This window comes from Pedobacter jaeyakensis, from assembly GCF_054461315.1.
This window is the reverse complement of record NZ_CM136921.1, coordinates 2,906,525-2,932,938: the sequence shown is the minus strand read 5'-3', so window position 1 is coordinate 2,932,938 and position 26,414 is coordinate 2,906,525. Positions and strand designations below refer to the sequence as shown.

The 26,414-nt window shown below is 39.8% G+C and carries 24 protein-coding genes; 10 read left to right on the top strand and 14 right to left on the bottom strand.

Going from position 1 to position 26,414, the window contains the following annotated elements; translation table 11 throughout:
* The first annotated feature begins 92 nt into the window (after positions 1 to 92).
* From ACXZ1K_RS13135 to ACXZ1K_RS13125, 3 genes are all read left to right on the top strand, one after another.
* On the top strand, positions 93 to 605 hold the full coding sequence (locus ACXZ1K_RS13135) for a glutathione peroxidase (protein WP_458970122.1): 513 nt from the start codon (positions 93 to 95) through the stop codon (positions 603 to 605).
* Between the two features lie 105 nt (positions 606 to 710).
* Positions 711 to 1,475 carry a 5'-nucleotidase C-terminal domain-containing protein gene (locus ACXZ1K_RS13130; protein ID WP_458970121.1) on the top strand — a complete coding sequence of 255 codons (765 nt, stop codon included), beginning with the start codon at positions 711 to 713 and terminating at the stop codon, positions 1,473 to 1,475.
* On the top strand, positions 1,453 to 2,400 hold the full coding sequence (locus ACXZ1K_RS13125; protein WP_458970120.1) for a bifunctional metallophosphatase/5'-nucleotidase: 948 nt from the start codon (positions 1,453 to 1,455) through the stop codon (positions 2,398 to 2,400). The genes ACXZ1K_RS13130 and ACXZ1K_RS13125 overlap by 23 nt, the downstream gene beginning before the upstream one ends.
* A 4-nt stretch (positions 2,401 to 2,404) precedes the next feature.
* On the opposite strand, the gene mnmA is transcribed toward ACXZ1K_RS13125, so the two are convergent.
* Positions 2,405 to 3,496 (bottom strand): tRNA 2-thiouridine(34) synthase MnmA, encoded by a 1,092-nt coding sequence (gene mnmA / locus ACXZ1K_RS13120; RefSeq protein ID WP_458970119.1) that lies wholly within the window; start codon positions 3,494 to 3,496, stop codon positions 2,405 to 2,407.
* Between the two features lie 159 nt (positions 3,497 to 3,655).
* Between mnmA and ACXZ1K_RS13115 the strand changes: the two genes are divergently transcribed.
* Positions 3,656 to 5,941 (top strand): GH92 family glycosyl hydrolase, encoded by a 2,286-nt coding sequence (locus tag ACXZ1K_RS13115; RefSeq protein WP_458970118.1) that lies wholly within the window; start codon positions 3,656 to 3,658, stop codon positions 5,939 to 5,941.
* A 12-nt stretch (positions 5,942 to 5,953) separates the two neighbouring features.
* Here the strand turns inward: ACXZ1K_RS13115 and ACXZ1K_RS13110 are convergent, their stop codons facing one another.
* The 5 genes from ACXZ1K_RS13110 to ribD all read right to left on the bottom strand — a co-directional run bounded on the left by ACXZ1K_RS13110 (position 5,954) and on the right by ribD (position 9,771).
* Positions 5,954 to 6,271: a hypothetical protein gene (locus ACXZ1K_RS13110; protein WP_458970117.1), complete on the bottom strand. Its 318-nt coding sequence runs from the start codon at positions 6,269 to 6,271 to the stop codon at positions 5,954 to 5,956.
* A 64-nt stretch (positions 6,272 to 6,335) separates the two neighbouring features.
* Positions 6,336 to 7,211, bottom strand: a complete 876-nt coding sequence (locus ACXZ1K_RS13105) for a nucleoside phosphorylase (protein ID WP_458970116.1) — start codon at positions 7,209 to 7,211, stop codon at positions 6,336 to 6,338.
* 32 nt (positions 7,212 to 7,243) lie between these two features.
* Positions 7,244 to 7,861 carry an IMPACT family protein gene (locus ACXZ1K_RS13100; RefSeq protein WP_458970115.1) on the bottom strand — a complete coding sequence of 206 codons (618 nt, stop codon included), beginning with the start codon at positions 7,859 to 7,861 and terminating at the stop codon, positions 7,244 to 7,246.
* Positions 7,851 to 8,717 (bottom strand): EamA family transporter, encoded by an 867-nt coding sequence (locus ACXZ1K_RS13095; RefSeq protein WP_458970114.1) that lies wholly within the window; start codon positions 8,715 to 8,717, stop codon positions 7,851 to 7,853. Before ACXZ1K_RS13095 ends, ACXZ1K_RS13100 begins: the two co-directional genes overlap by 11 nt.
* 1 nt (position 8,718) lies before the next feature.
* Positions 8,719 to 9,771, bottom strand: a complete 1,053-nt coding sequence (ribD, locus tag ACXZ1K_RS13090) for a bifunctional diaminohydroxyphosphoribosylaminopyrimidine deaminase/5-amino-6-(5-phosphoribosylamino)uracil reductase RibD (protein WP_458970113.1) — start codon at positions 9,769 to 9,771, stop codon at positions 8,719 to 8,721.
* Between the two features lie 44 nt (positions 9,772 to 9,815).
* Here ribD and prmC point away from each other — a divergent pair, with 44 nt between their 5' ends.
* Positions 9,816 to 10,673, top strand: a complete 858-nt coding sequence (prmC, locus tag ACXZ1K_RS13085; RefSeq protein ID WP_458970112.1) for a peptide chain release factor N(5)-glutamine methyltransferase — start codon at positions 9,816 to 9,818, stop codon at positions 10,671 to 10,673.
* Here prmC and xerD read toward each other — a convergent pair.
* On the bottom strand, positions 10,670 to 11,569 hold the full coding sequence (gene xerD / locus ACXZ1K_RS13080) for a site-specific tyrosine recombinase XerD (RefSeq protein ID WP_458970111.1): 900 nt from the start codon (positions 11,567 to 11,569) through the stop codon (positions 10,670 to 10,672). The two genes, prmC and xerD, sit on opposite strands and share 4 nt — an antisense overlap.
* Positions 11,570 to 11,614: 45 nt before the next feature.
* Here xerD and aroQ point away from each other — a divergent pair, with 45 nt between their 5' ends.
* Positions 11,615 to 12,043, top strand: a complete 429-nt coding sequence (gene aroQ, locus ACXZ1K_RS13075; RefSeq protein ID WP_458970110.1) for a type II 3-dehydroquinate dehydratase — start codon at positions 11,615 to 11,617, stop codon at positions 12,041 to 12,043.
* On the opposite strand, the gene ACXZ1K_RS13070 is transcribed toward aroQ, so the two are convergent.
* Positions 12,030 to 13,052, bottom strand: a complete 1,023-nt coding sequence (locus ACXZ1K_RS13070) for a glycosyltransferase family 2 protein (RefSeq protein ID WP_458970109.1) — start codon at positions 13,050 to 13,052, stop codon at positions 12,030 to 12,032. The two genes, aroQ and ACXZ1K_RS13070, sit on opposite strands and share 14 nt — an antisense overlap.
* Positions 13,052 to 13,930: a lysophospholipid acyltransferase family protein gene (locus tag ACXZ1K_RS13065; protein WP_458970108.1), complete on the bottom strand. Its 879-nt coding sequence runs from the start codon at positions 13,928 to 13,930 to the stop codon at positions 13,052 to 13,054. Before ACXZ1K_RS13065 ends, ACXZ1K_RS13070 begins: the two co-directional genes overlap by 1 nt.
* 37 nt (positions 13,931 to 13,967) lie before the next feature.
* On the opposite strand from ACXZ1K_RS13065, the gene ACXZ1K_RS13060 reads away from it, so the two are divergent.
* From ACXZ1K_RS13060 to bioB, 4 genes are read left to right on the top strand one after another with little or no spacing between them, the layout of a single operon-like run.
* Complete coding sequence (locus ACXZ1K_RS13060; protein WP_458970107.1) at positions 13,968 to 14,579, top strand: WbqC family protein; 612 nt, start codon at positions 13,968 to 13,970, stop codon at positions 14,577 to 14,579.
* The gene (gene corA, locus ACXZ1K_RS13055) at positions 14,580 to 15,695 is read left to right on the top strand and encodes a magnesium/cobalt transporter CorA (RefSeq protein WP_458970106.1); all 1,116 of its coding nucleotides are present in this window, start codon (positions 14,580 to 14,582) and stop codon (positions 15,693 to 15,695) included.
* Between the two features lie 28 nt (positions 15,696 to 15,723).
* Positions 15,724 to 17,073 carry a magnesium transporter gene (gene mgtE / locus ACXZ1K_RS13050; RefSeq protein WP_458970105.1) on the top strand — a complete coding sequence of 450 codons (1,350 nt, stop codon included), beginning with the start codon at positions 15,724 to 15,726 and terminating at the stop codon, positions 17,071 to 17,073.
* Positions 17,074 to 17,083: 10 nt separating this feature from the next.
* Positions 17,084 to 18,088 carry a biotin synthase BioB gene (bioB, locus tag ACXZ1K_RS13045; protein WP_458970104.1) on the top strand — a complete coding sequence of 335 codons (1,005 nt, stop codon included), beginning with the start codon at positions 17,084 to 17,086 and terminating at the stop codon, positions 18,086 to 18,088.
* A 2-nt stretch (positions 18,089 to 18,090) separates the two neighbouring features.
* On the opposite strand, the gene ACXZ1K_RS13040 is transcribed toward bioB, so the two are convergent.
* The 5 genes from ACXZ1K_RS13040 to hemF form a co-directional block, all read right to left on the bottom strand.
* Complete coding sequence (locus ACXZ1K_RS13040; protein ID WP_458970103.1) at positions 18,091 to 20,244, bottom strand: FUSC family protein; 2,154 nt, start codon at positions 20,242 to 20,244, stop codon at positions 18,091 to 18,093.
* Between the two features lie 164 nt (positions 20,245 to 20,408).
* Positions 20,409 to 21,557, bottom strand: coding sequence for a tetratricopeptide repeat protein (locus ACXZ1K_RS13035; RefSeq protein WP_458970102.1), 1,149 nt, complete (start codon positions 21,555 to 21,557; stop codon positions 20,409 to 20,411).
* A 60-nt stretch (positions 21,558 to 21,617) separates the two neighbouring features.
* Positions 21,618 to 22,787 carry a tetratricopeptide repeat protein gene (locus ACXZ1K_RS13030; RefSeq protein WP_458970101.1) on the bottom strand — a complete coding sequence of 390 codons (1,170 nt, stop codon included), beginning with the start codon at positions 22,785 to 22,787 and terminating at the stop codon, positions 21,618 to 21,620.
* Between the two features lie 23 nt (positions 22,788 to 22,810).
* Positions 22,811 to 25,414, bottom strand: coding sequence for a DNA gyrase subunit A (gene gyrA, locus ACXZ1K_RS13025; protein ID WP_458970100.1), 2,604 nt, complete (start codon positions 25,412 to 25,414; stop codon positions 22,811 to 22,813).
* A gap of 97 nt (positions 25,415 to 25,511) precedes the next feature.
* Complete coding sequence (gene hemF, locus ACXZ1K_RS13020; RefSeq protein WP_458970099.1) at positions 25,512 to 26,408, bottom strand: oxygen-dependent coproporphyrinogen oxidase; 897 nt, start codon at positions 26,406 to 26,408, stop codon at positions 25,512 to 25,514.
* Positions 26,409 to 26,414: the final 6 nt, after the last annotated feature.

The following is a 26,414-nucleotide window of genomic DNA, read 5'->3' as shown; positions in this document are numbered from 1 at the left end:
AAACTGGACAATCTTTTTACATAGCAATTATGATACAGCTAGCAAGTAATACTTTTTGTAGTTAACTTCGTACATACATAAAAAGAAAAACTATGAATACACTATTGATTCTACTGAGCCTGTTTTTTACGCCTCCGGCTAAAAGCGTTTACGACTACTCTTTTAAAACCATTGACGGTAAAGAGATTAAACTTTCTAAGTTTAAGGGTAAAAAGATCTTAATTGTTAACACCGCATCTAAATGTGGTTATACTCCTCAATATGAAGATTTAGAAAAGCTACACAAGCAATACGGTAAAAACGTAGTGTTAATTGGTTTTCCTGCTGCAAATTTTAATAACCAGGAATTAGCTACCAATGCAGAGATTAAAGAATTCTGTACTGGTAAATATAATGTAACATTCCTTCTAAGTGAAAAAGTGAGCGTGAAAGGCAGCGATATTAATCCATTATTTGCTTATTTGACTTCTGCTGAGAACCCAGATTTTAAGGGTGATATTGGTTGGAACTTTGAGAAATTTTTAATCAATGAAAAAGGACAATTGGTTCATCGTTTCCGTTCTCCAGTTAAACCGCTGAGCGAAGACATTACCAAAAATTTGTAACAATATTATCAATTGCTATAAAAAGAGAAATCCTTAACCAGGGTTTCTCTTTTTTTTAATATCCATTTGCATTCTTTGTAACAGATTTATATACCACAGTGTTACATGGCCTATTCCAGATTATTTAAAGCATCATCCTTCGCATGTTACCTGTTACTGGCTACCGGATGCGCATCTAGCTATAAAATAGCCAAGGCCAGCAGAGCGGAGTATAACATTAATAATACTTTAGCTGTCGACAGTTCAATTATTAGGACTTATCTTCCTTATAAGGCAAAAATGGAAGCAGAAATGAGTCAGGTATTAGGGCACTCTGCGGTGTTGATGTCAAAGAAGGAGAACGATAAGAATCCTGAAAGTTTAATCAGTAATTTCTTCGCAGATGCCAGCATGCAACAAGCCCTGAAAATTGATCCTGCGATAGATTTTGCTATGCCTTCCACAAAAGGAGGTATCCGGGTTGATATACCAGCCGGAGACATCACTATGTCCAACATATTTGAAACCATGCCGTTCGAGAACGAGTTTCTGGTGTTTACCTTAAGTGGCAAAGATGTGCAGGGCCTTTTAGATTTTATTGCCATTAACAATGGTGAGCCTGTTGCAGGGTTAAAAATGACGATTGTAAATGGCAAACCTGAAAATGTATGGATTGCTGGGAAGAAATTTGATCCCGCTAAATCCTATAGGGTGATGACTACCGATTATATCGCCGGAGGCGGCGATAAGTTTCAAAGCTTTAAGCAGCCTATTGATAAAAAAAAACTAGGGCTCAAGGTTAGGGATGCTTTGGTTAATTATGTGAAAGAGCAGGAAGCACAGGGTAAAACGATCAATCCAAAATTAGATGGAAGAATTACAAAAAATTAGTCGCCGTGGGTTTTTAAGAAACACAAGTGTAGCAGCCGGCACACTTGCATTAGGTTTTGCCAGTTTAGATGCCATAGCTGCCGGCGATACCGTTAAGCTGACTATTTTACACACCAACGACGTACACAGTAGGATAGAGCCTTTCCCAATGGATGGTTCCACCAATCAGGGTTTGGGCGGTACTGCAAGAAGGGCCGCATTAATTTCATCCATTCGCCAGAAGGAACAGCATGTGTTGTTACTGGATGCAGGGGATATATTTCAAGGGACGCCATATTTTAATAAGTTCGGTGGCGAGTTGGAAATGAAACTGATGACTGCAATGGGTTACGACGCTGCAACTATGGGAAATCACGATTTCGACAATGGTCTGGAGGGCTTTCATAAACAACTTCTACATGCTAAATTCCCGATTCTTTGCAGTAATTATGATTTCTCAGATACTATACTGGCAAAATCCACGCTTCCTTACCAGATATTTAAAAAACAAGGGATTAAAATCGGAATTTTCGGTATAGGTATTCAACTTGATGGAATCGTAGATGCGAAAAACTACGGAGCAACAATATTTTTAGACCCAGTACAAAAGGCAAATGAAATGGCCGATTTGTTAAGAAATGAGTTAAAGTGCGATCTGGTGATTTGTCTTTCGCACATTGGTTATACTTATGAGACAAATAGGATTTGCGATAAGATATTGGCTAAAAACAACAGGAATATCGATCTGATTATTGGCGGTCATACCCATACATTTATGAAGGAGCCTGAGGATGTTCAAAATCTTGCCGGAAAAATCACCACCATAAATCAGGTTGGATTTGCAGGAATAAATCTTGGACGTATAGACTACTATTTTGAAAGGTATAAAGGAAAGCGCCTTAAAACTGCAGCGCCTTACCTTATTTCAAATCATTTAGATACCTAGGGTGTTAACAAAGAAAACCACCACCTAATAAGTCATTTCCTTCGTAGAAAACGGCCGATTGACCAGGGGCAACTGCAGATACCGCATGGTCAAATACTACCCTCATTCTGTCTTTCTCTTGAACAATTGTGCTTAACATGCCCGCATCTTTGTACCTGATCTTGGTAATCACGTTGTCCATCGGTTCGTTAATATCAGCGTATTTTACCAGGTTAATGTTTCTAACCATTGCTTCGCGACGCTCCAATTCATCAGCCCTGCCTAAAACAACAGTATTGCTTTCTGGCATAATCTGTAACACAAACATTGGTTCGCCAAATGCAATACCAAGCCCTTTACGTTGCCCGATGGTATAGAAAGGATAGCCTTTGTGCTGACCAACGATCATTCCATTGCTCAATACAAAATTTCCACCGGCAACACGTTCTTCCAAATCCTCAACTTTGTGTTTAAGGAAGGCCCGGTAGTCGTTATCTGGAACAAAGCATATTTCATAGCTTTCGCTTTTCTTTGCCAATTCTTCCTGACCCATATCCAAAGCCATTTGCCTGATTTCGGATTTGGCAAAAGAACCTAGCGGGAATTGGGTACGTGCAAGATTTTCCTGGGATACACCCCAAAGCACATAAGATTGATCTTTATTTTCGTCTTTTCCTTTCGAGATGACATACCTGCCACTATCCTGAACCCTGATATTGGCATAATGCCCTGTAGCAATAAATTCACAATCTAACTTATTGGCCCTTTTTAATAATGCTTCCCATTTGATGTGGGTGTTACATAACACACAAGGATTGGGCGTACGGCCTGCAAGATATTCGTCAACAAAATTATCAATTACAAAATCACCGAATTCATCTCTTATATCAAGGATGTAGTGCGGGAAGCCATAGTTGACAGCCAACGTGCGCGCATCGTTTATACTGTCTAAACTGCAGCATCCGGTTTCTTTACTACTGCTGCCTGAGGTGGCATAATCCCAGGTCTTCATGGTTAAACCAATCACTTCATAACCTTGTTCGTGTAACATTACTGCTGCTACTGAACTGTCAACACCGCCACTCATGGCTACCAGGATTCTACCTTTTTTACTCATATTATTTAATACTGCCGCGGGTTCAAAGCCCGGTGATTATATATAAGTTGCAAAAGTAGCAGAAATTGCGAAGAGAATGGCATCTGGTAGTCAAATGCTTGTAAAAGTCTATGCAATATTTTTTACCTTAGAGACCTCGTTAACTGTATAAATTTTAGAATGAAGAAGATCTTATTGTATTGCCTTTTATTGCCTGGACTGGCAGTTCATGCTCAAAAGAGTTTAGTTAAGTATGTTAAGCCAATTATTGGTACCCAGAAAATGGGTCACACCTTCCCGGGTGCAACCGTACCTTTTGGAGCAGTACAATTGAGTCCGGAAACGGATACCATTCCATATGAGGTAGGTGGAAAATATAATGGGGATGTGTACAATTACTGTGCAGGTTATAAATATGAAGGTAAGACGATAGTCGGTTTCAGTCACACACACTTTAGCGGAACCGGCCACTCTGATCTTGGCGACTTCCTGGTGATGCCTACCCAAGGGTCCTTGCAAATGAACCCGGGAACGGCCAGTGATCCTAAATCTGGATTTCGCTCTGCTTTTTCTCACGCTAACGAGACTGCAGAAGCTGGTTACTATAGAGTTAAATTGGACGACAACGGAATACTTGCTGAACTTACGGCTACCAAAAGGGTAGGGATGCATCAATATACTTTTCCTAAATCTGACCAATCGCATATTATCCTCGACCTCATGTCTGGTATTTACAATTATGATGGCAAGAACGTTTGGACTTATGTTAGGGTGGTAAATGATACGTTGATTACCGGATACAGGCAAACGAATGGCTGGGCACGTACGCGCACCGTTTATTTCGCCATGTCGTTCTCCAAAGCTTTTAAAAATTACGGACAAAAAAACTACGATGGTGTACAGCCATATAAAGGTTTCTGGAGGAAATTTGACCAAACTAAAAACTTCCCGGAAATAGCAGGAAAGAACCTCCGCATGTACTTCGATTTTAATACAGAAGCGAATGAAAAGATCAAAATCAAGATGGCGATCTCTCCGGTGAGTCAGGAGAATGCGCTTGAAAACATGCGTGCCGAAGTTCAGAGCTGGGATTTTGATCAGGTGAAACAACAAGCCCAGGCAGAATGGGAAAAGGAATTGGAAAAGATTAAGGTTGATTGCTCAGAAGACGATAAAATCAACTTCTACACGGCAATGTATCATGCATTTATAAACCCAACTACTTATAACGATGTAAATGGTGAATACAAAGGATTAGACCAGGGCATTCATAAGACTTCAGGATCTACCAATTATACCACTTTTTCGCTATGGGATACCTATCGGGCGCTGCACCCATTTTTTAACATCATGCAGCCTTCCAGAAATAATGATATGGTAAAATCAATGATGGCGCATTACGACCAAAGTGCATTGAAAATGTTGCCAATTTGGTCGCATTATGCGAACGACAATTGGTGTATGAGTGGTTACCACAGCGTCTCTGTATTGACGGATGCAATTATAAAAGGTGTGTACACTGGTGATGCGAATGCAGCGTTAGAAGCTTGTATTGTTACCGCTAACCACCGCAATTATGAAGGAATAGGAGATTATATAGATTTGGGGTATATCCCTGCAGAGCGCAGCGGAACATCAGTTTCCAATGTGCTGGAGTATGCGTATGATGATTGGTGTATTGCACAGCTTGCTAAAAAATTAGGCAGAAATGATGTCTACGACACCTTTATTAAAAGATCTGGTAACTGGGCAAATGTTTTTGATGCGAAGACAGGATTTATGAGACCTCGCCTGGCGGACGGTTCATTTAAAGTGAAGTTTGACGCTTTGAGTACGCACGATCAAGGCTTCATCGAGGGAAACACCTGGAACTACAGTTTTTTTGTACCGCAGGATCCCAATGGTCTGATTGCTAAAATGGGCGGCCCTAAGAAAGTTGGTTTAAGACTGGATTCGTTATTTACCATGCACCTTCCGGATGAGTTCTTTGCAGAAACTGAAGACATCACACGTGAGGGTATTATTGGTGGGTATGTGCATGGTAATGAACCTGCGCATCATGTGGCTTATTTATACAATTGGATTGGTCAGCCATGGAAAACTCAGCAGCGCGTCAGGATGATTCTGAAAATGCAATACAAGCCAACTCCAGATGGTTTGGGAGGGAATGATGACTGTGGACAGATGAGTGCCTGGTATATGTTCTCGACACTAGGTTTCTATCCAGTAGCTCCTGGCTCCGATGAATATTCTTTGGGTAGTCCGGCTGTGAAGAATGCCGTCCTAACTTTGGAGAACGGCAAAACGTTTACGGTTGAGGCTATTAACCAGAGTGACAAAAATGTATACGTGGCTAAAGTATTGCTTAATGGTAAGCTTTTAAATACGCAAACCATCAAGCATGCTGATATTACTGGCGGTGGAAAACTAACGTTCTATATGGCTGCTAAGCCTAAGCTGAAATAAGCACACAAAATATTAGACAAAAGCAGGTACAAGGTCGGGATCGTTACCTTGTATCTGATTTTTTCTTACATCAGACAATTCCTTTGGTTTCTTGATGATCTTTTTATTTAATCCACTGGCAGCCGCATAAAGCAATAAACCACTCAGTGCAAATTTTTGTACAGCTTTGAATGGATGCTCCGGTATATCTTGTATTGCTTTTTGTAGCAGGTAAACGCCAGCTATGCTGGAAACGATTCTTTTGCCGGTGTCCAGTTCCCCGGTTTCGTAAGAATTAAGTATGGTGTTTACAAATGATAATGTTAGTTTGTCTTTTATGGAATTGAACATATCGCTTATATTTATATTGTAAATTGAACAGAGATTGGATTCTTTTTGTTTGGATAATGTGTGTTTAAATACTTTCCAAACGTTCCAGAATGGTTTTGATTGCCTTATCCACTATTTTACCTGGTTCATTAGAAAATTCTGAAGTAACACGGCTAGCCAATATGGCATTAACAGACAAAGCTTTGTGTCCCAGTATCCTGGCCATTGCATAAATACCTGCAGTTTCCATTTCCAGATTGGTTACCCGTTCATTACCTGATTTGAAGGTGTTCAAAATAGAGATCAATTCAGGTATGCTATTTTCTGCGCGCACTTTTCTACCCTGGGGGGCATAAAACCCAGGAGCCGTAACAGTGATACCGGTGGCAAGGCCTGCACCCAATTGCTGTAGCAAATACGGATCTGCAGCAGTTAAATAAGGTTCAATATTCCTTAAACCAGTAGTATGAATATTAAAGTCGGACAGAAGCCCTGTTTCTATTGTGCTGGGGTTTTGGACATAGTATCTCATCAAGGCGTCCAGACCCAGTCCGTAAGAAGAAGCTAAAATAGTTCCCATGGGAATGTCTTTCTGTATCGCTCCGGAAGTTCCAATCCTAATGATGTTCAAGGAGGTTAACTGTGGTTTAATTAACCTTTTGCCGAAATCAATATTCGCAAGCGCATCTAATTCATTAAATACAATATCAATATTATCTGTTCCAATGCCTGTGGAAATAACGGTGATCCGCTTTTTGCCCAGGTAACCGGTGTGGGTAATAAATTCTCTCCGGCCTTTTTTTACCTCAATGCGGTCAAAATATTTGGAAACATCGGTCACCCGATCTGGATCGCCAACAGTAATGATGGTTTCGGCTACATCTTCCGGCAACAAATTAAGATGGTAGATGCTACCGTCAGGATTTATGATTAAGTCGGCTTCTGAAAGGTATTGCTCCATATCAATTTGGTTTTAACAAACCTATTAAATTTTTATTGATCGGTAAACAGGTACTTCAGCTTTAGGCCATCAATTTTACCCAGTTTAGATAAAAGAATATTCAGATTCGATTGTCTTGTGGCCAGCTTAATGGTGCAGTCGTTATCGAAATGTTGTGCGATGAGTTTTGGTTGTTCGTCTTTAATAATGCGCATCACATCATTCATTGCTGTATAGCTAAAATGAATTTCGTAAACATCGTCGATGGTTTTAGTGACGATGTCTCCATTTGCAATGGCATCCACTGCGGCAGTCTTATATGCATTGATTAAACCTGGTACACCCAGTAACGTACCACCGAAATAACGTACAACAACAATTAGTGTGTTGGTGATGTCCGCAGAAAGCATTGCATTTAGTATTGGCCGCCCCGCGGTACCGGAAGGTTCTCCATCATCCTGAATACGAAAAATACTTCTGTCGGCAGTTAATCGATATGCCCAACAAAAATGCCTGGCCTTAGCATGTTCAGTACGCAATGCAGCAACCAATTCCTTTACCTCTGCTTCAGCCAAGATGGGGTAGGCGTAGCCAATAAATTTACTGCCCTTATCTTTAAATAAACCCTCGGCAGCAGATGTTAGTGTTTTATAGGTATCATCAAAGAGCATACACCTGAGCAATGGTTATCAACGATATGGCCGTAATTGCCAATAATAATCCGGCAATATTTAAAGGACTAAGTTTTTCTTTAAAAATGAGTACACCGGCAAGGCATCCGGTAACGATCACACCTAGGTTCATGGATGCGAACACGGTAGAGGGGTGATCTGCCATGGTCTGATGCGCTTTCAGGTAGAACAGTATATTAAAGAAATTAAAAAAGCCCAGGATGCAACCGCAAATGACATTGATGAACTGTGGCTTTTTATGGTGAATGAAATAGGAGTAGAGGATGGAAAATAATGAAACTATAAATGCAAGTACAAATATGTAAATAAGTGAACTGGTGTAAGGTATGGCTTTCAATTGGGCAACCATTTTGAACGATATATCTATTAATCCAAATCCTACGAAGACCGCTAGGGGATACAGCCAGTTGCCCTTACTTTTTTGACTGTTTGCCTGTTTATTTAAGACCAATACGATCGACAAGAAGCCAATGAAAAGTCCTGATATTTTCATCACCGTGAATTGGTCACCAAAAATGAGATAGGCAGCGATAAGGGAAATGACCAATGACAGGCGCTGGGCAATATCAGTCTTAACAATTCCAATGTTCTTTACAGAGGCTGCGAGAAACCAGAATACCAGAGGAAGTAATATGCCGAGAGCCAGATATATTGGTTCAGGCTTTAAGCTAATGAGCTCGTTTACCTTAGGTTTAAAAAATAACAAACCCAGTATCACTGCAAACAGGTAGTTCCAGGTTACTGCTTCCAGAATATTTATTTTATATCTTTTTGCTAGTTTTAACATCACGGATACCGTAACGCTACATATAATACTGATGATTAAAAATAACATGCTAGATATGGTTTTCGTAAATGCGTAAAGTATCCTTACCTACACTCAATTCATCATTAAGTTGTCCATGGAGCCTCGGTGAGACTAATCCTTCCTCCCAGGAATTAGCAGATGTAAATACCCTTGCCTCATCCCATAAACCTGCATCGATGAATTGTTTGAGCAAATTTGCCCCCCCCTCAATGATGATCGATTGAATATCCATTAAATACAATTGAAAGGCAATTTTTTGTGGCAGATAGTATTGCATATCTTCCATTTGTATGTAGTGAACATTTCCTGTAACCACCGTTTTAACTTCATTAAATACAATAGTTTTTGCAGCTGAGTTGAAGATATTGGATGTGGTTGGTACATGCAGCTTTTGATCAATTAATATCCTTATTGGGTTTCTTCCAGACCATTCTCTGGCCGTTAGGCTTGGATCATCTGCCAGCGCTGTACGTTTTCCAACAACTATGGCATCTTCCTCTGTACGCCACTTGTGCACCATTTTTTTTGCGAGCGGTCCGCTGATCCATTGTTGAACAGTATTTTTTGGTGCAAAATAACCATTTGCTGTTTCGGCCCACTTCAATATAATATAAGGACGCTGCTTTAATATTCTAGTGAAAAACCTTCTGTTTAACAGGGTACAATTAGCTTCCAGTACCCCTGTAACTACTGTTATACCTGCCTCTTTTAACTTTAATATTCCTTTTCCGTTTACATCAGAAAAAGGATCTTTATTGCCTATTACTACTTTCTTGACGCGGTGCTTAACCAGTAAATCGGCACAGGGAGGAGTTTTACCAAAATGGGCACAGGGTTCAAGACTTACATAAACTGTGGCGGCTGATAGCAAATCCTCAGCTTTTGCTCCGTAATTTGCGATTACATCATTTATGGCATTAACTTCTGCGTGTGCTTCTCCGAAACGGGCGTGAAAGCCTTCACCTATAATTATATCTTCATGTACAATAACACATCCTACCATTGGGTTGGGGCTCACACTTGCCATACCCATTTGGGCCAATTCAAGGCACCGTTGCATATATTGCTCGTCCGTCATCATAGCAAAAGTAGGTATATTGTTTGATTTGCTTACTTTTGTTTACCATGAATTTAAAGGACTTACTCAGTCATTTCAAAGAAGAGCTAAACGGTGTTTATCCTGAATCTGAAGTTGTTTTTATCTTTTATATCGTTGTCGAGCACATCAGCGGATGGAAAAGGGCAGAAGCTTATTCCAGATCTGTTGAGGAGATTCCTGCAGAACAGGTAGCCGTTTTCCAGCAAATGGTAAATCAGCTTAAATTGAATATTCCCTTGCAATATGTAATTGGGGAAGCCGACTTTTACCAACTTAAATTTAAAGTAGATGCTTCAGTTTTAATTCCAAGACCTGAAACGGAGGAACTGGTAGACTGGATTATTTCTTTACAGAAGGATAAGCAAACACAACCAACTCAGACACGAATACTTGATATTGGTACAGGGAGCGGTTGCATCGCAATATCTTTAAAAAAAAACTTACCGGAAAGTGTTGTATCTGCCCTAGATGTATCTGAAAGCGCCCTTGAAATTGCGATTGCTAATGCCGAAACTAATCATGTTCACATCAATTTCATTAGTGCCGACATCCGGGGGTTCAGTAGCAAGGAACAGTTTGATATCATTGTGAGCAATCCACCCTATATAACCGTGCGTGAGCAATCAGATATGCACCAAAATGTTTTAGCACATGAGCCGCACCTCGCATTATTTGTTGATGATGAAAACCCACTTGAGTTCTATGAGGCCATTGCCACTTACGCACTTTCAGCATTGAAGCCTAACGGGCTCCTTTTCTTTGAAATAAACAGTGCATTTGGTATACAAACTGTTGATATGTTAAACCGTAAACTATTTAAAAACATCGTATTAAGAAAAGATATGCAGGGCGCCGATCGTATGATTTGCTGTCAGTTGGCCTAGCTTCTAGGGTGAAAATCTTTAATTACACTTTTTAGGTAATCGCGGTCTATGTGTGTGTAGATTTCAGTTGTGGTAATGCTAGAATGGCCGAGCATTTCCTGTACCGCGCGCAAATCTGCCCCGCCTTCAATCAGGTGGGTAGCAAAAGAATGGCGGAAAGTATGTGGACTAATGCTTTTTTTTATTCCCGCTTTGAGCGCGAGTTCTTTAATCATTTTGAATACCGTAATTCTAGACAAGCCGCTGCCAGACCTGTTTAAAAAAAGAAAATCTTCGTAACCTTTTTTAATCACAATGTGAACCCTTACCTCTTCCAGGTAAATTTTAATAAAATGTAGCGCGCTGCTGCCAATTGGCACGAGTCGTTCTTTATTGCCCTTTCCAACTACTTTGATAAACTCATTTTGCCAGGAAATATCTGAGATTTTTAAAGTGATCAGTTCCGTAACCCTTAACCCGCATCCATATAGTACTTCTAGCAGCGCCTTAGCACGCATACCCTCAGGTCTGGATGCATCAATCGCTGCTATTAAAGAATCGATTTCATATATATTTAAGGTGTCCGGAAGTTTTCGGGATAATCGTGGAGATTCCAACTGCGCGGTTGGATCAACAGTGATCAGGTTTTCCAATAATAGAAATCCAAAAAAAGATTTTAATCCTGATATTACCCGGGCTTGTGTTACTGGCAACATGCCCAATTCATTGATCCAGGTAATGAAAGATTTGAGGTCCGAAACATCGATTTCCTGAATCTTTCTTGTTGGGTTTGCTGCAGCCAAATATTGTTCAAATTTATTGATGTCGCCGAGGTACGCAGTAACGGAATTAGCAGAAAGGGAACGTTCCAGTTTTAGATATACCCTAAATGATTTAATATAGCTCTTATCGATCACACAAAAAATTTTCTACTTTAATATTTTAACTCTAAGTTTGAGTTGATGAAGATACAAATTATTAACGGACCAAACCTGAACCTTCTCGGCTTACGCGAGCCTGGCATCTATGGAAATCAAAGCTTCGAAGCGTATCTGGGTACTTTGCGTAGTATGTATGCTATCCTCGATATTGAATACTTTCAGAGTAATGTTGAAGGTGAGCTGATTAACAAGCTCCATGAAGTTGGATTTGAGTATGACGGCATTGTCATCAATGCTGGTGGCTATACCCACACGTCTGTAGCAATTGCAGATGCAATTGCCGCAATTAAAACTCCAGTGATTGAAGTTCACATTTCAAATATATACGCAAGAGAAGAATTCAGGCATGTTTCCTTAACCGGAAAAAACTGCAAAGGTGTATTAACGGGCTTTGGCATGGATGGTTACCGTTTAGCAATAGAGAGCTTATTGCAAACTACAGGTTCTTAAGGTTGCTAAAGTACTTGATCTTGCTGATAAAATACGCATAAACTATACTGGAAGAAAACACACCCTTATGTTTTAAATAAGGTATTTGTTGTTTAGCCCTCTTATTGGCATTGTGCCAAAAATGTTTGAAAAAATAAACGTGGGCTTTAGTTATCGCCATTGCGAAATCTATTTTGCCTTCTGCAATGAAATGCAGCCAGGCAATGAAGTCCATAAAGAACCGTACAAAAATTCTGAAATAAGCGTCCTGTAAGGGAAGGTTTTTCTGTAGGATGATCAAATTGTTCCTGAAATTTAAATAGGTCTTATAAGGATTATTAGAACTCAATGTGCCGCCGCCAAGATGATAAACTTCGGCATCCGGACAGTATACTATTTTATAACCAAGATTTTTTAACCGCCAGCAAAGGTCTATTTCTTCCATGTGGGCGAAGAAGTCCGGATCTAAGCCACCTGTTTCTCTCCACCTTTCAGCTTTAATAAAAAGAGCAGCACCGCTAGCCCAGAATATCTCCATGGCATCGTCATACTGACCATGGTCATTTTCAACCGTATCAAAGATCCGGCCCCTGCAAAAGGGATAGCCATGCAGGTCCAGGTAACCGCCTGCTGCACCTGCATATTCAAAAGCATCTTTTTGCTTTTGCCACTTTATTTTGGGTTGTGCTGCAGCAATTTGCGGATCAAGTTCCATTTGTTTGATTACCGGTGATATCCAGTTTCTTGGAACTTCTACATCTGAGTTTAGCAGCACATAGTAGTCTGCTTCAACTTTCTCGAGGATCCTGCGGTAACCTTCAGCAAAACCATAATTCTGATCGTTTTCAATAATGGTAATTGCCGGATAATGGGTTTTGATAAAATCTACCGATCCATCCGTAGAAGCATTGTCGCCCACTATCAATTGTAAATTTTCATATACAGAAAGTGAAACACTAGGAAGAAACTGCTCAAGCAGCGACCTTCCGTTCCAATTCAAAATCACTACCGCTACACTCGGTGCACTCATTATGTATTTTCTGGTTTATGTTTCCACCGCTTATGACTCCAAAGCCAATATGCTGGTTCCTCGTTAATTATTTGTTCCAGCTTACTGAAATTTCGTTTCGTTAGTTCCCATTCCTCAAGTTCCCTTGGTTTTTCGGCCATAAGATAGCAGTCTACTTCGTAATAACCACGTTTAACCAGCTGCATATTAAAATATATTACCGGTCTGTTGGTTTGCATGGCTATTTTCTCAATACCAGTGAGCACAGCGGTTGGCTGGTGAAGAAAATCGATCCAAACCCTGGCTTCATCTTTGACTGGAGTTTGATCTCCTGCGAAGCAGAACATAGTGGTTTGGTTCCTGGTGGCTGCAACTGATCTGAGCGTTTGCCGCATGGGTATAAACAAGTTGGCAGTCCTGGTGCGGATGCGGTAAAACCAGGCATCAAAAATAGGGCTTGACAAAGGTTTGTAAATAACATATGCTGTCGCAGGGATTCTGATTCCCAATGCAAGCATCCCCAATTCCCAGTTTCCATAATGGCCTGTACAGGCTAAAATGCTTTCACCGCGGTTTATGTAGTTTTCAACAAGCTCTAAATTGTTAAACTTTACCCTTTTCAACAGTTCTTCGTTGGAAATACTGGAGAGTTTCACCACTTCAAAGATTAAGTCAGCAAGGTATTTGAAATATTTTTTCTCTATCGATTTGATCTCTGCTACTGATTTTCCAGGAAATGAATTCTTTAAATTATCATTAACCACCTTCCGGCGATAACGCAAAACATAATACAGTAGAAAATAACCTACCCAGGCAATTGCATGTAGAAAGGAGAGCGGCAATCTGGACAAAAGGTTTAAAAAAGAAATTCCTATATAAGAAATGCTTTTTTTTATCATTATTTTGCGGGTTGAGAATGCAAACATAATTTATCAGATGGAAAGTTCAGCTATATTCCCAATTTTTTATATCCCGCCTGTGAGTTATTTTTCTAAGCTAAAGGAAGTTGATTTCAATTTTGTTCTGGAGCAATATGAGCATTTCCCGAAACAGACTTATAGAAATCGAGCCTCCGTTTATTCTCCCAATGGGATTCTCGACCTTATCGTGCCAGTTGTTAAGGGGGCTAATGTCCACACAGTTATAAAAGACGTAAAAATAAGTAATGAGTTTAATTGGCAACGTCTGCATTGGAAAAGCCTGGAGAGTTGCTATAGAAATTCCGCATATTTTGAATATTATGAAGATGAATTTGCTCAGTTCTATAACCAAAACTATACCTATCTGTTAGATCTTAATCTGGATATTTTGGCCTGGCTGTTTAAACAGCTAAAGAAAACGGCCGAATTTAAGTTTTCTGACGAGTATTTTAAAAATCCTGCTCCTATGGTTGATTTAAGAACTAAAATGACTGTCAGAAACCGTGCGGATGTAAGTGACGCAAAGCCATATTTCCAAGTGTTCGATGATAGGCATGGTTTTATTCCAAACCTTAGTATGGCAGACTTGTTATTTAATCAGGGTCCGCAGTCAAGATCTTTCCTTTAAATGGCTAATACAAAAAAACGCAAACATCAGAAGCGGTATGCGCTACCAGAGGCTGGTTCCAGTCCGGGTTTGGTGTACATCGATGAGCACGCCCTCAAGCCGGTCATCAAGATATATCGCTACAGTGCAGATAGCTACGATATTATAGATGTTGATCATATCAAAAAGGCGAAAGCAATTATTACAGATCAATCATACACCTTTTGGATAGAGATCAAAGGCTTTGGATCGGCTGAGTTGTTTGAATCGCTAAACGTAGATTTTAACATCAATAAATTGGTACTGGAAGACATTACGCGCACCTATCAGCGACCAAAACTGGAAGAGTACGAAGGGTATGTTTTTGCCATCAGCCGGATGCTTGATTTCGATAAAAGCAGGGATTTGGATAACGCACAGGTGTCGTTTATCCTGACCAAAAATACAATTATCACCTTTCAGGAAGGATATGAAGATTGCCTGGAACCCGTACGAAGCCGGCTTAAAGCAGGCAAGGGCAACATCCGTACAGCCGGATCCAGTTATTTGATGTATGCGCTTATGGATATCATTGTGGATACTTATTTCACAATTTTACAGCAGTGGGGAGAAGATCTCGATGCCATTGAGGACAGGCTGTTTGACAGGCCGGATAAAACCATTATGTACGATACACAGGTCATTAAACGTCATTTAATAAGCATTAGGAGGGTAGTCTGGCCTGAACGAGATAAACTTAACGATATTTTACGATCGGATAGTCCGCTGATTAGCGAACAGACTAAAATGTATATCAAAGATGCTTATGACCACTGTATACAAATTATTGATATTGTAGAATCCTTAAAGGAAATAGCTATAAGTAATATAGATATGTACCTTTCAGTGATCAGCAACAGGATGAATGAAATTATGAAAGTATTGACCATCATTTCATCTATTTTTATTCCACTTACATTTATTGCCGGAATCTATGGAATGAATTTTTCAAGGGAAGATCCGGTAACGGGAAAAATACTTCCCCAAAACATGCCTGAACTGTATAGTCCACATGGCTATTTATACACGATGATCGTTATGGGCGGCATTGCAGTGGCACAAATCATATATTTCTGGCGCAAAGGATGGTTTAAATAGGTACGATTATTCTTACCTTTAGCGTTGTATGCAATCCTTTGATCTAGACAAAACAGATGTTTCTAAGATAAAGCAAGCCTTAAGTGGTGATGATGAGCAACTTCAGGTTATTCTTGGGGAGTATCATGCATCTGAAATTGCGATACTTTTTGAGAGCATACCGCCTGACGACAGGCAAAGGATCATAAATTTACTCTCTATTGAGTTAGCTTCTGAAGTGATCTCAGAAATGCACGAAGAGTCTCACCCGGAAGAACTCTTATTGCAGCTTCATCCCGACAAGCGTACGGAGATTGTAGAAGAGCTGGATTATGATGATGCTACTGATATCATCTCTCAGTTGGACGAGCAGGAACAACAGGAAATCCTGGAAGACCTGAATGAGGATGATGCCAGCAGCATCCGTAACCTGTTAAGCTACGACGAAGAAACGGCCGGTGGATTGATGAACACCGAGTTCATCAGGATTAATCTGAAGCTGACAAAAAAAGATGCAATAGACGAGATCATTCGCCAGAGCGAGGAAATAGAAGAGTTTTACACCATTTTTGTAATTGATGATCAAAACGTCTTTCAAGGAATTGTTTCTTTAAAAGACATCATCAAAGCAAAGGGGAACGCAGAAATTACTGAGCTGGTTAAAGCTGAGGTTGCCTGGGTTTACCCGGATACTGACCAGGAGGAAGTGGCCAGATTGATTTCTCAATATAACATTACCAGTATACCTGTTTTAGATAAAGATCATAAGCTCCTTGGAAGGGTTACTTTTGATGATGTCATCGATGTACTTGAAGACGAGAACACGGAAGATATTTTGAAGATATCTGGGGTTTCAGAGGATGAGGAATTGAGCGGTAACTGGATAGAGGCTGTTAAGTCGAGATTGCCCTGGTTGATCGTGAATTTAGGAACTGCATTTCTTGCATCTGCTGTTATTCGTCATTTCGATCCTACCATAAAACTTTTCCCGTTGCTATCTGCATACATGGTTATTATAGCCGGGATGGGTGGTAATGCCGCAACACAGGCATTGGCAGTAACTGTTAGAAGGATTTCGCTTAACGACCTAACCGACAATCAAGCATACAGGACTATTCTTAAAGAATTTACAGTAGGCACGATCAATGGTGCGGTTACAGGTGCAATCGTATTTATTTTTGCGTACTTTTTTGACTCAAGTCCGATGTTAGGACTTGTTATATTTCTGTCTATGACAGGCAATTTGCTAATCGCAGGCGTAACTGGTTCCGGAATTCCTCTAATTTTAAAGCGAGTAGGAATAGATCCGGCCATTGCTTCTTCAATAATTATTACAACATTTACAGACGTTTTCGGATTTTTGCTTTTATTGGGCTTAGCCAGCAAACTTTTACTTTAAACTTTTACATATGCAACTAACTAAACACAACTGGACCAAAGAAGAAATTTCAAGTATCTACCATAAGCCATTTCTCGACCTTGTCTACGAAGCGGCGAGTATACATAGAGAAAATAAAGATTATAATGAAGTCCAGGTTAGTTCACTAATCTCCATAAAAACAGGTGGTTGCGCTGAAGATTGCTCTTATTGTCCGCAAGCCGCCCGTTATCATACTGATTTACAAGTACAACCTCTTATGCAATTGGGCCAGGTAGTAAGTGCTGCAGTTAAAGCGAAGGAGGGAGGTGCCTCTCGTTTGTGTATGGGCGCTGCATGGAGAGAGGTAAGGGATAACCGGGATTTTGACCGCGTTATTGAGATGGTCAAAGCGGTAAATGATATGGACATGGAAGTATGTTGTACATTAGGTATGCTTACTGAAAATCAGGCACAGCGATTGGCAGATGCTGGTTTATACGCTTACAACCACAATATTGACACGTCTGAGGAAGACTACAAGCGCATTATCTCCACCCGTACCTACGATGATCGTTTAAATACGATAAAGAATGTTCGTAAAGCAAAACTGACAGTTTGTAGCGGCGGAATTATCGGCCTTGGTGAAACTACGGAAGACCGCGTGGCTATGTTACAGACATTGGCGAACATGGAGGTTCATCCTGAATCTGTTCCGGTGAATGCATTGGTTCCTGTTAAGGGTACTCCGCTGGAAGATCAGCCTAGAGTTCCAATTTGGGATATGGTAAGAATGATCGCTACAGCGAGAATTGTAATGCCAAATTCTGTCGTTCGTCTTTCTGCCGGAAGAAATGAGATGAGTACTTTAGAGCAGGCTTTTTGTTTTATGGCTGGTGCAAGCTCTATATTTGCCGGTGATAAATTGTTGACTACACCAAATCCGGCGTTTGTTGATGATATGGCGATGTTCGAATTGCTTGGCTTGAAAACGCGTGATGCCTTCAAGAATGGCAGACCGGCAAACACGTTGATCAACCAAGAAGCAGAGGTATAGCTCTAAAAAGTAACTTTTTCGGAAAGCTTATAGATATCGTAAGCCACTTTTTGAATAAGCTCAAATTGCTGAGATATTTCCATTTCACCCAATGGTTGATCGGCCTCATTTAACCTGGCATTAACGAGCGGTACATTACTTGGTTCGCTGTTGTTTTTTAACAAATTTTCTGAGGCTAGTGTAAGTAGATAGGTCGTATTTTGAACTATAGGTTTCAATTCTTCAAATTTACTAAATGTAAAAGAATGATCCTTGCTATACAACGACAGCGTGGCGATATAGGAAGAAAGCAAATGATTTAATGCGGTAAACTGATGCAACTCCTTAATCATGATCTGTTTGCTTTTTGGCTCAGAAAACATTCTTTGAAATAGTGATGCCAGATTGGCGGTCATCACGTAAACTTCTTTCCTGGCCACCTTGTAATTGGTCAGGTCGTTGATTTCTCCTGTATAAAAAAGTGTAACCTCTTCAAAATATTTGAGATTGGCCTTTAATATATCTATCATACCTTCCTTGAGTTTTTCATATTCCCAACTGGGAAAAAGGGAATAACTGGCAACTAGTGCGATGCCTGACCCGATCAGGGTATCGTAAATACGTTCTTTTGCAACGGACAATCCCCCCATCCCTAAGAAATCGAAAAGTACCAGAATATATGGAGTCATAAATAAAACACTGACTACGTAATTCTTACGTTGAAAACTGTAGCAACCTACCATACAGATCAAGAGAATTACAAAGAGCACGTGTTTATCATGAATATACATCAAAATACCCATTCCAATCAAGGCACCCACGACGGTGCCTATCAGTCGCTGATAATTTCTCTGCTTAGTTAAACTGAAACCAGGTTTTGAAATCACGAGTATTGTCAATAGTATCCAGTAGCTATGGGAAAATGCGAGAGACTTTGACACCAAAAAGCCTATCAGCATCACAATAGCTACCCGTAGCGAGTGCCTAAAAATTGAGGAGCCAAAGGTGAGGTTTTCAAAAAACTCTGACGGATCTAAACTTTGACGTGTTACGAAGCGATCCACATCAATTTTACGAGGAATTAAGTTCTTCTTTTCAGATTCGTTAAAATAACCGTTTACAGTCTTGATCCTTGATAGGATATTCTCAATATTTACCTCAATGTTTTTTAGTGCTATGATACCAAGAGTGCTGTAATTACCATTGTTACCTTTTTCCAGCTCAAGAATTTCAGCTTTTAACTTCGCTACATCTCCAGTCAAACTTACAGGTAGGATAGGGGTACGCCCCGTTTTCAAGGCAAAAGAAATCTCCTCTAGTTCATCGGCAATTCTGATGATCACTATTTCATAATGCGACAGTATTCCCGACTGGTCAAATTGCTCATGTAACTGCTTATAATTGAAATAAGTAGACATAACTTGTTCAAAAAGATCAACCATATCCACAAATACCAGTAGCAAAAAACGGCCTTCCGGTGTAGATTCACGAACAATTTCCCTGGTTCTGAATAAAATTTCCCTTACCGCATCTTGCTTTTCGTGTACGAGGACTTGAAGCTGGAGGAGTTCCGCGTAATTTTTATCGTAATCGGTATTCTGATGATAGAATTTCGCTTTCGCCCGTAGAAAAACACTTATTTCAAATATCGAGTCACTTAGTGTTTGCTGCACTAAACGAAATGGTCGAAGGCGATAAAAAACGTAGCTTAATAATGTGTACCAAATACTGCCTGTAAAAACTAGCCCGGCATACAGCAAAACCTCATTCCACGGCCTGATGTCATCAATACTCAATACCATAATCAGTAACGAAGCAGTTCCTATTGATGCGGCACGAAGTCCGTAAACAAAAAACATGGAAAAGGCAAAACTGAACAAAACCAGCAGTATTCCGATGAAATAAACATTATTGTTGGTGATACCCACTAAAATCGAAATGATAGTAATCAACGCCGTGGTAATTAACATCGCATTCCGACGATGTACAATTGGACCGGGAGAATCAACTACGCTTGCACAAAGTGCACCCAATGAAAGCGTCATTCCATACTGTAGAAATCCGAACTGAGCCAAGATCAATGACGGGCAAAGAACACCAAAAGTAATGCGTAACCCGTCAGCGAAATATGTGCTGAGTAAGAAATCCTGAACACTTCTTATAGGGCGATGAAACATGATCACAAATTTAGCATAACTATCTTTATGATTTTTAAATAAAGATTATTCGGTGTAAGTAAATTAGTTATATTAGTAATTTTGATAATTTAGTAGTGTCCTATAATTAATATTATGTTAACTAGTAAATGAAAAGAAAAGGGCAGCTTACACTGCCCCATTAGTTAGAACTCTTCTAGTTTGGACTTTAACTCCTGCACCTTATCGAGTTTGTTTTTTCTTGTATAGATGTCAATAAGCAACTGTACCGTCGACTTATCATTCTGATTGATCTCGTGTGCCTGAAGCAAAGTAACTTCAGCGCGGTTTATAAATGATGCAAACTTCTGATTACCATCTGGCGTTTTCAATTTCAAAGATTCATTAGCAGAATCAACGTAAGCCAATCCCAATTGGTACAACGCATCAAAATAATTTTCATCGATACCCAACGCCTTTGTATAAGCAAGCTCTGCAGTAGAATATGTATTGGCCTTCTGGTGCAAATAACCGTACAAGAAATACAATAGTTTGTTACCGGTATTGACTTTCAAATTTTGTTCAATTACCCTGATGGCTTCACTGTATTTTTCATTGTCTAACAGTAGATTAATATAATCGTTAGTTAGGTTCGTGTTATACGGATTTAAAGCAATTCCTTCTTCTAAGGTTTTTAAAGCTTGTTCGTGCTCAAACTTTGAAGTATATAACCTGGAAAGCGTTTGAAAAATCGCCGGGTCTTTAACACCATTATCTTTAGCTCTCTTGAAATAAATAAGTGCGCTATCAAATGCCCTGATATTTTGAGCTGAAAGTGCAGTATTGATTGCTAGTGCTGTATCTTTAGGAAAGAAATCGCTAACTTCTTTTAATAGATTGAATGATGTAGTGAAGTCATTGTTTTTGAAGGCGTTATTTGCCTTGTTCTGTTTCTTAATATTTATGTTATAGATGGAAGCTTCAATCAACCGGGCATTCGCCTGGAACTTGTCAAGCCTTCGTGCAGAATCGATTGCATCTACTGCCAAACCAAAATATTTGTCAGAATTGCCCTCATCAGCATCAAGAATAGATATATAAGAACTCAAATAGGCTTTGATAGCCCAGGTTTCCGGCCATCTTTTTGTTTTCTTATCATTCTGTGCCGCCTCTGCCGCCCTTACCCCCTCTCCTAAAATTCCCATTTGGGTTTTTTCGTCTTTCTTATTACTGATGGCTGCCTGTAATTTACCTATACTATTACGTGCAATCTGAAGCTGACTTTTCTGAGAAAAGGCAGAATTAGAACTTAAAGCTAAAAGAACTATAATGCTAAACAGGGATAATCTCTTCATATAACAAATTTAAAAAAAAAGAGGGATTATCAAATAATCCCTCTTTCTAATGTGTCAGATTTACTTGCCTTCCAAGCTAATCAACAATTTACTCATTTTTTCATAGTTCGGTGTATCGCTCTTAAATCCGTAGATAGATTTCAGTTTGTCGACAGCATCAGCATACTTTGGATCCAATTCAAGTGCCTTTTTATAAAATGGCAAAGCTTGATCGATGTAGCCCATCATCTTAGCAGTCATGTCATCATAAGCTTTCTTGTTCTTTTGGTCAATGGCATTTCTCTTCTCTTGTGCAACAAGAGCTTGTTTGAAGTAAGTATCACCAAGCAAGTAAGGATAAATAGCGTTTTTAGGATCCTGAGAAATAAGCTTATTAAGCATTTCCTGAGACTTCACGATATCTCCTTTTTTCATGTAATAATCTGTGATGCGACTAACGAAGAAAGAACTATCAGGAAATTTTGCAGATGCTTCATTGAGAACATCTAAATATTTTACGCTGTCTTTCAAACCAGTAGAAGTAATTGCGACTAACTGACTATAAACAGGATAGGTATCTTTGTAACCAACTTCCAAAGCTTTCTTATAACTATCATAAGCTTCTTGATATTTATGCGCAAGCATAGCGCTTAAACCGGCATTAAAATAGGTAGCTGTATCCTTAGGATTTTTGATAACCATCTGGTTAAAAGCTTCGTAAGCAGTAGCGTAGTCTTTCTTTTGGAAAGCAATCATTCCTCTGTTGGCAACCGCGTTGTCAATATAAGATTGCGCATCTGTAATATTTTGAGTTTGCGTTTTCTTTGTGTCTAATGCTGTTGCTTTTGCAATTGCCTCATTAGCAATCTTTTCTTGAGCCATAGAATTAGCTAATACCGTATCGATCAGACAAATTCTGGACGAAATTAGTGCACGCCATCCCCAAACATCAGGTTTATCTTTAGTCTTAGGATGAACCAAAGCTAAGTCGGTATGGGCAAGTCCCGCATTTAAAATAACCAATTGCTCAGCAAGTGAGGCTTTTGGCTTTGGTGCTTCTTCTTTTTTCTTTTCACCAGAAACTTTTATTTTGCTGGCTAAAGCACCAAGCGCTTTGGTGTCTACTTCCACAACATTTTGTGTTTTGGCATACTCAATCCATTTCTCTTTAGCAGCATCCACTTCAGTTTGTTGCGCATTTGCGAGCATCGCTGTACCTGCAAATAACATACTTAAAAGTATTTTTTTCATTTTAGTTCTAATTTGTTCTACAGTTATATTTGTTCGTTGTTTTCTCCTTCTGTATCCTCAGCATCGGCTGTTCCCTCCTGGTCGTCATTATTCTCGGTTCCTTCTTGACCTTCAGCGTTAACAGCTTTCACATTTTCAGTTCCTTCAGCTACTTCTTCCACTACTTCTTCATCCTCATGCTCAATTTTAGCAACTGAAGCAATTTCGTCATTGCCTTTCAAATTAATCAGCCTAACTCCCTGAGTAGCTCTTCCCATTACTCTCAACTCACTTACTACAATCCGGATGACTATTCCCGACTTGTTAATGATCATTAAATCATCAGCATCTGTGACGTTCTTAATGGCAACCAAATCACCGGTCTTTTCAGTAATGTTAATGGTCTTAACACCTTTACCGCCTCTGTTAGTAACGCGATAATCATCTATATCAGTACGTTTACCGTAACCTTTTTCTGAAACTACCAGTACAGTTGCTGATGAATCCTCTACAGCAATCATGCCAACTACCTCATCTTTTTCATGAGCAAGGGTCACTCCTCTTACTCCTGTAGCAGTTCTTCCCATTGGTCTAACTGTAGATTCGTTGAAACGGATGGCTCTTCCAGAGCGCAATGCCATTACAATTTCACTTGATCCGGTAGTCAAACTTGCCTCAATTAGCTGATCTCCTTCATTGATATTGATGGCATTGATACCATTCACACGTGGTCTAGAATACGCTTCAAGAGAGGTCTTCTTAATTGTGCCCTTCTTGGTACACATAATAATAAAGTTGTTCTCCAGATATTCCTGATCCTTTAAGTTCTTCACCTTAATGAATGCCTTAATCTTTTCTTCCTTAGGAATGTTGATGATGTTCTGGATCGCTCTTCCCTTACTTAATCTTGAACCTTCCGGAATCTCGTAAACCCTTAACCAGAAGCAACGCCCTGCCTCTGTGAAGAAAAGCATGTAATTATGATTTGAAGCAATCAGTAAATGCTCAATAAAATCTTCATTTCTGGAATCACTACCCTTAGAACCTTTTCCTCCACGACCCTGGGTACGGTATTCTGTAGCAGGAGTACGTTTGATATAACCTTCATGAGAAATGGTGATGACCACATCTTCATCCTCAATAAAGTCTTCCATACTCATATCTTCAGCCGAGTGAACGATTTGCGTACGGCGTTCATCACCATATTTCTCACGCATCTCAGTCAACTCATCTTTGATGATTTGCATACGCAAACCTTCATCATCAAGAATTGATTGTAAATACGCTATGGTTTTCATCAATTCCGCATACTCGTCCTTAATCTTATCACGCTCCAGTCCGGTTAACCTGCGAAGCGTCATATCCAAAATTGCTCTTGCCTGGATATCGCTCAAGCCAAATTTCTCCATCAAGCCTGTTCTGGCTTCTTCCGGACTCTCAGATGCACGAATCAACTTAATTACTTCCTCAATATGATCGAGTGCAATTAATAGTCCTTCAAGAATATGAGCTCTTTTCTTAGCTTCTGCAAGTTCAAACTTTGTACGGCGGACCACCACTTCATGCCTGTGCTCCACAAAATAATGGATCAGATCCTTAAGGTTAAGCATTTGCGGCCTACCCTTTACAAGAGCAATGTTGTTTACACTAAATGAAGTTTGTAATGCAGTCTGTTTAAAAAGATTATTCAGTACGATTGATGCATTTGCATCTCTTTTAATCTCATAAACGATGCGTATTCCGTCTTTATTTGATTCGTCCTTAATATTCGAAATACCTTCCAGTTTTTTCTCACCAACCAATTCAGCTGTACGCTCAATCATCATGGCTTTATTTACCTGATAAGGAATTTCTGTTACAATGATCGTTTCGCGGTCCTTATGAGTCTCTATTTCTGCTTTGGCACGCATAACAATACGGCCCCTTCCAGTTTCAAAAGCTTCCTGTACACCAGTATAGCCGTATATTATAGCTCCTGTCGGAAAATCAGGTGCTTTAATGTGTTTCATGAGTTCAGGAATGGTAACCTCACTGTTTTCGATGAATGCGATGGTCGCGTTAATTACCTCAGTGATGTTGTGCGGCGGCATATTAGTAGCCATACCAACAGCAATTCCAGAGGATCCATTGATCAATAAGTTAGGAACTTTTGAAGGCAAGACAGTTGGCTCTTGTAACGAATCATCAAAGTTCAATTGGAAATCAACAGTATCCTTATTGATATCCGCCAGCATGTCTTCTGCAATCTTTTGAAAACGTGCTTCCGTGTAACGCATTGCTGCCGGAGAGTCACCATCAATAGAGCCAAAGTTTCCTTGTCCTTCAACCATTAAGTAACGAAGGCTCCACTCCTGGGCCATCCTCACCATTGTGTTGTATACTGAAGCATCACCATGCGGGTGATATTTACCCAACACCTCCCCTACGATACGGGCAGATTTTTTATAAGGTTTATTATTGTTCAACCCAAGATCAAGCATACCATAAAGTACACGTCTGTGTACCGGTTTTAATCCATCCCGTACGTCAGGCAAAGCCCTGGATACGATAACCGACATCGAGTAATCGATGTAGGCGGATTTCATTTGCTCATCAATATCAATTCTAATTATTTTGTCGTTTTCTTGATTTTCTAAATCTTCAGCCATAAATATTAATGTTCCCTAAGAACGTTTAAATTTGGTTTTACTATAACCTTGCGAAGCTACTAAAAAACTCCCATATAGACTTCAATGTGGAAAAAAATTAAGCCCAATCTATGCCCGTTTTAAGCTTGCTCAAGGTATCAAATTCGGGTGTTCCAGGAAGTGGCTGATGGTTATAAATCCACTTGGCCATTGGAGGTAAACTCATTAAAATGGATTCAATCCTGCCGTTTGTCTCCAGGCCAAATTTGGTGCCCGAATCATAAACCAGGTTAAATTCAGCATACCTGCTTCGGCGTAAATATTGCCATTCCTGGTGTTCGGAATCATAATCCAGATCACGATTACGATCAATCAATTCTGTATACGCGGGTAAGAACGTATTGCCAACTGCCACAGAGAAATCAAGGATCTGCTCAAAGGAAAGTCCGGTACTTTCAGGTTTCAAACGATCATAAAAAATGCCGCCAACTCCCCTGGTTTCATTCCTGTGTTTTATAAAAAAATAATCGTCTGCCTGTTGTTTAAACTTAGCATAAAATGAGCCATCAAACTCATCACAAGTTTGCTTTAGCAGGTGGTGAAAGTACCTCACGTCAGTATCTACCACATAATGAGGTGTAAGATCAATCCCGCCCCCAAACCAGCGTGTTTGCTCATCCATCTCAAAATACCTGATATTCATATGAATAATCGGCACAAATGGATTTTTCGGATGCATCACAATAGAAACACCAGTTGCAAAAAAATCATCACTGTCTACCTTGAATGCTTTTTTGACTGCCTCGGGTAGCTTTCCGTGCACGGCAGAGAAATTAACACCGCCCTTTTCAATTACATCACCGTTCTGCATAATACGTGTTCTGCCGCCGCCACCGCCTTCCCTTGTCCACTGCTCCTCCTCAAACTTTCCCTTTCCATCTGTAAGTACCATCCCTTCACAAATTTCATCCTGAATTGCCTGGTACGCAGCTACCACCTGATCTTTAAATTCCATAACAGT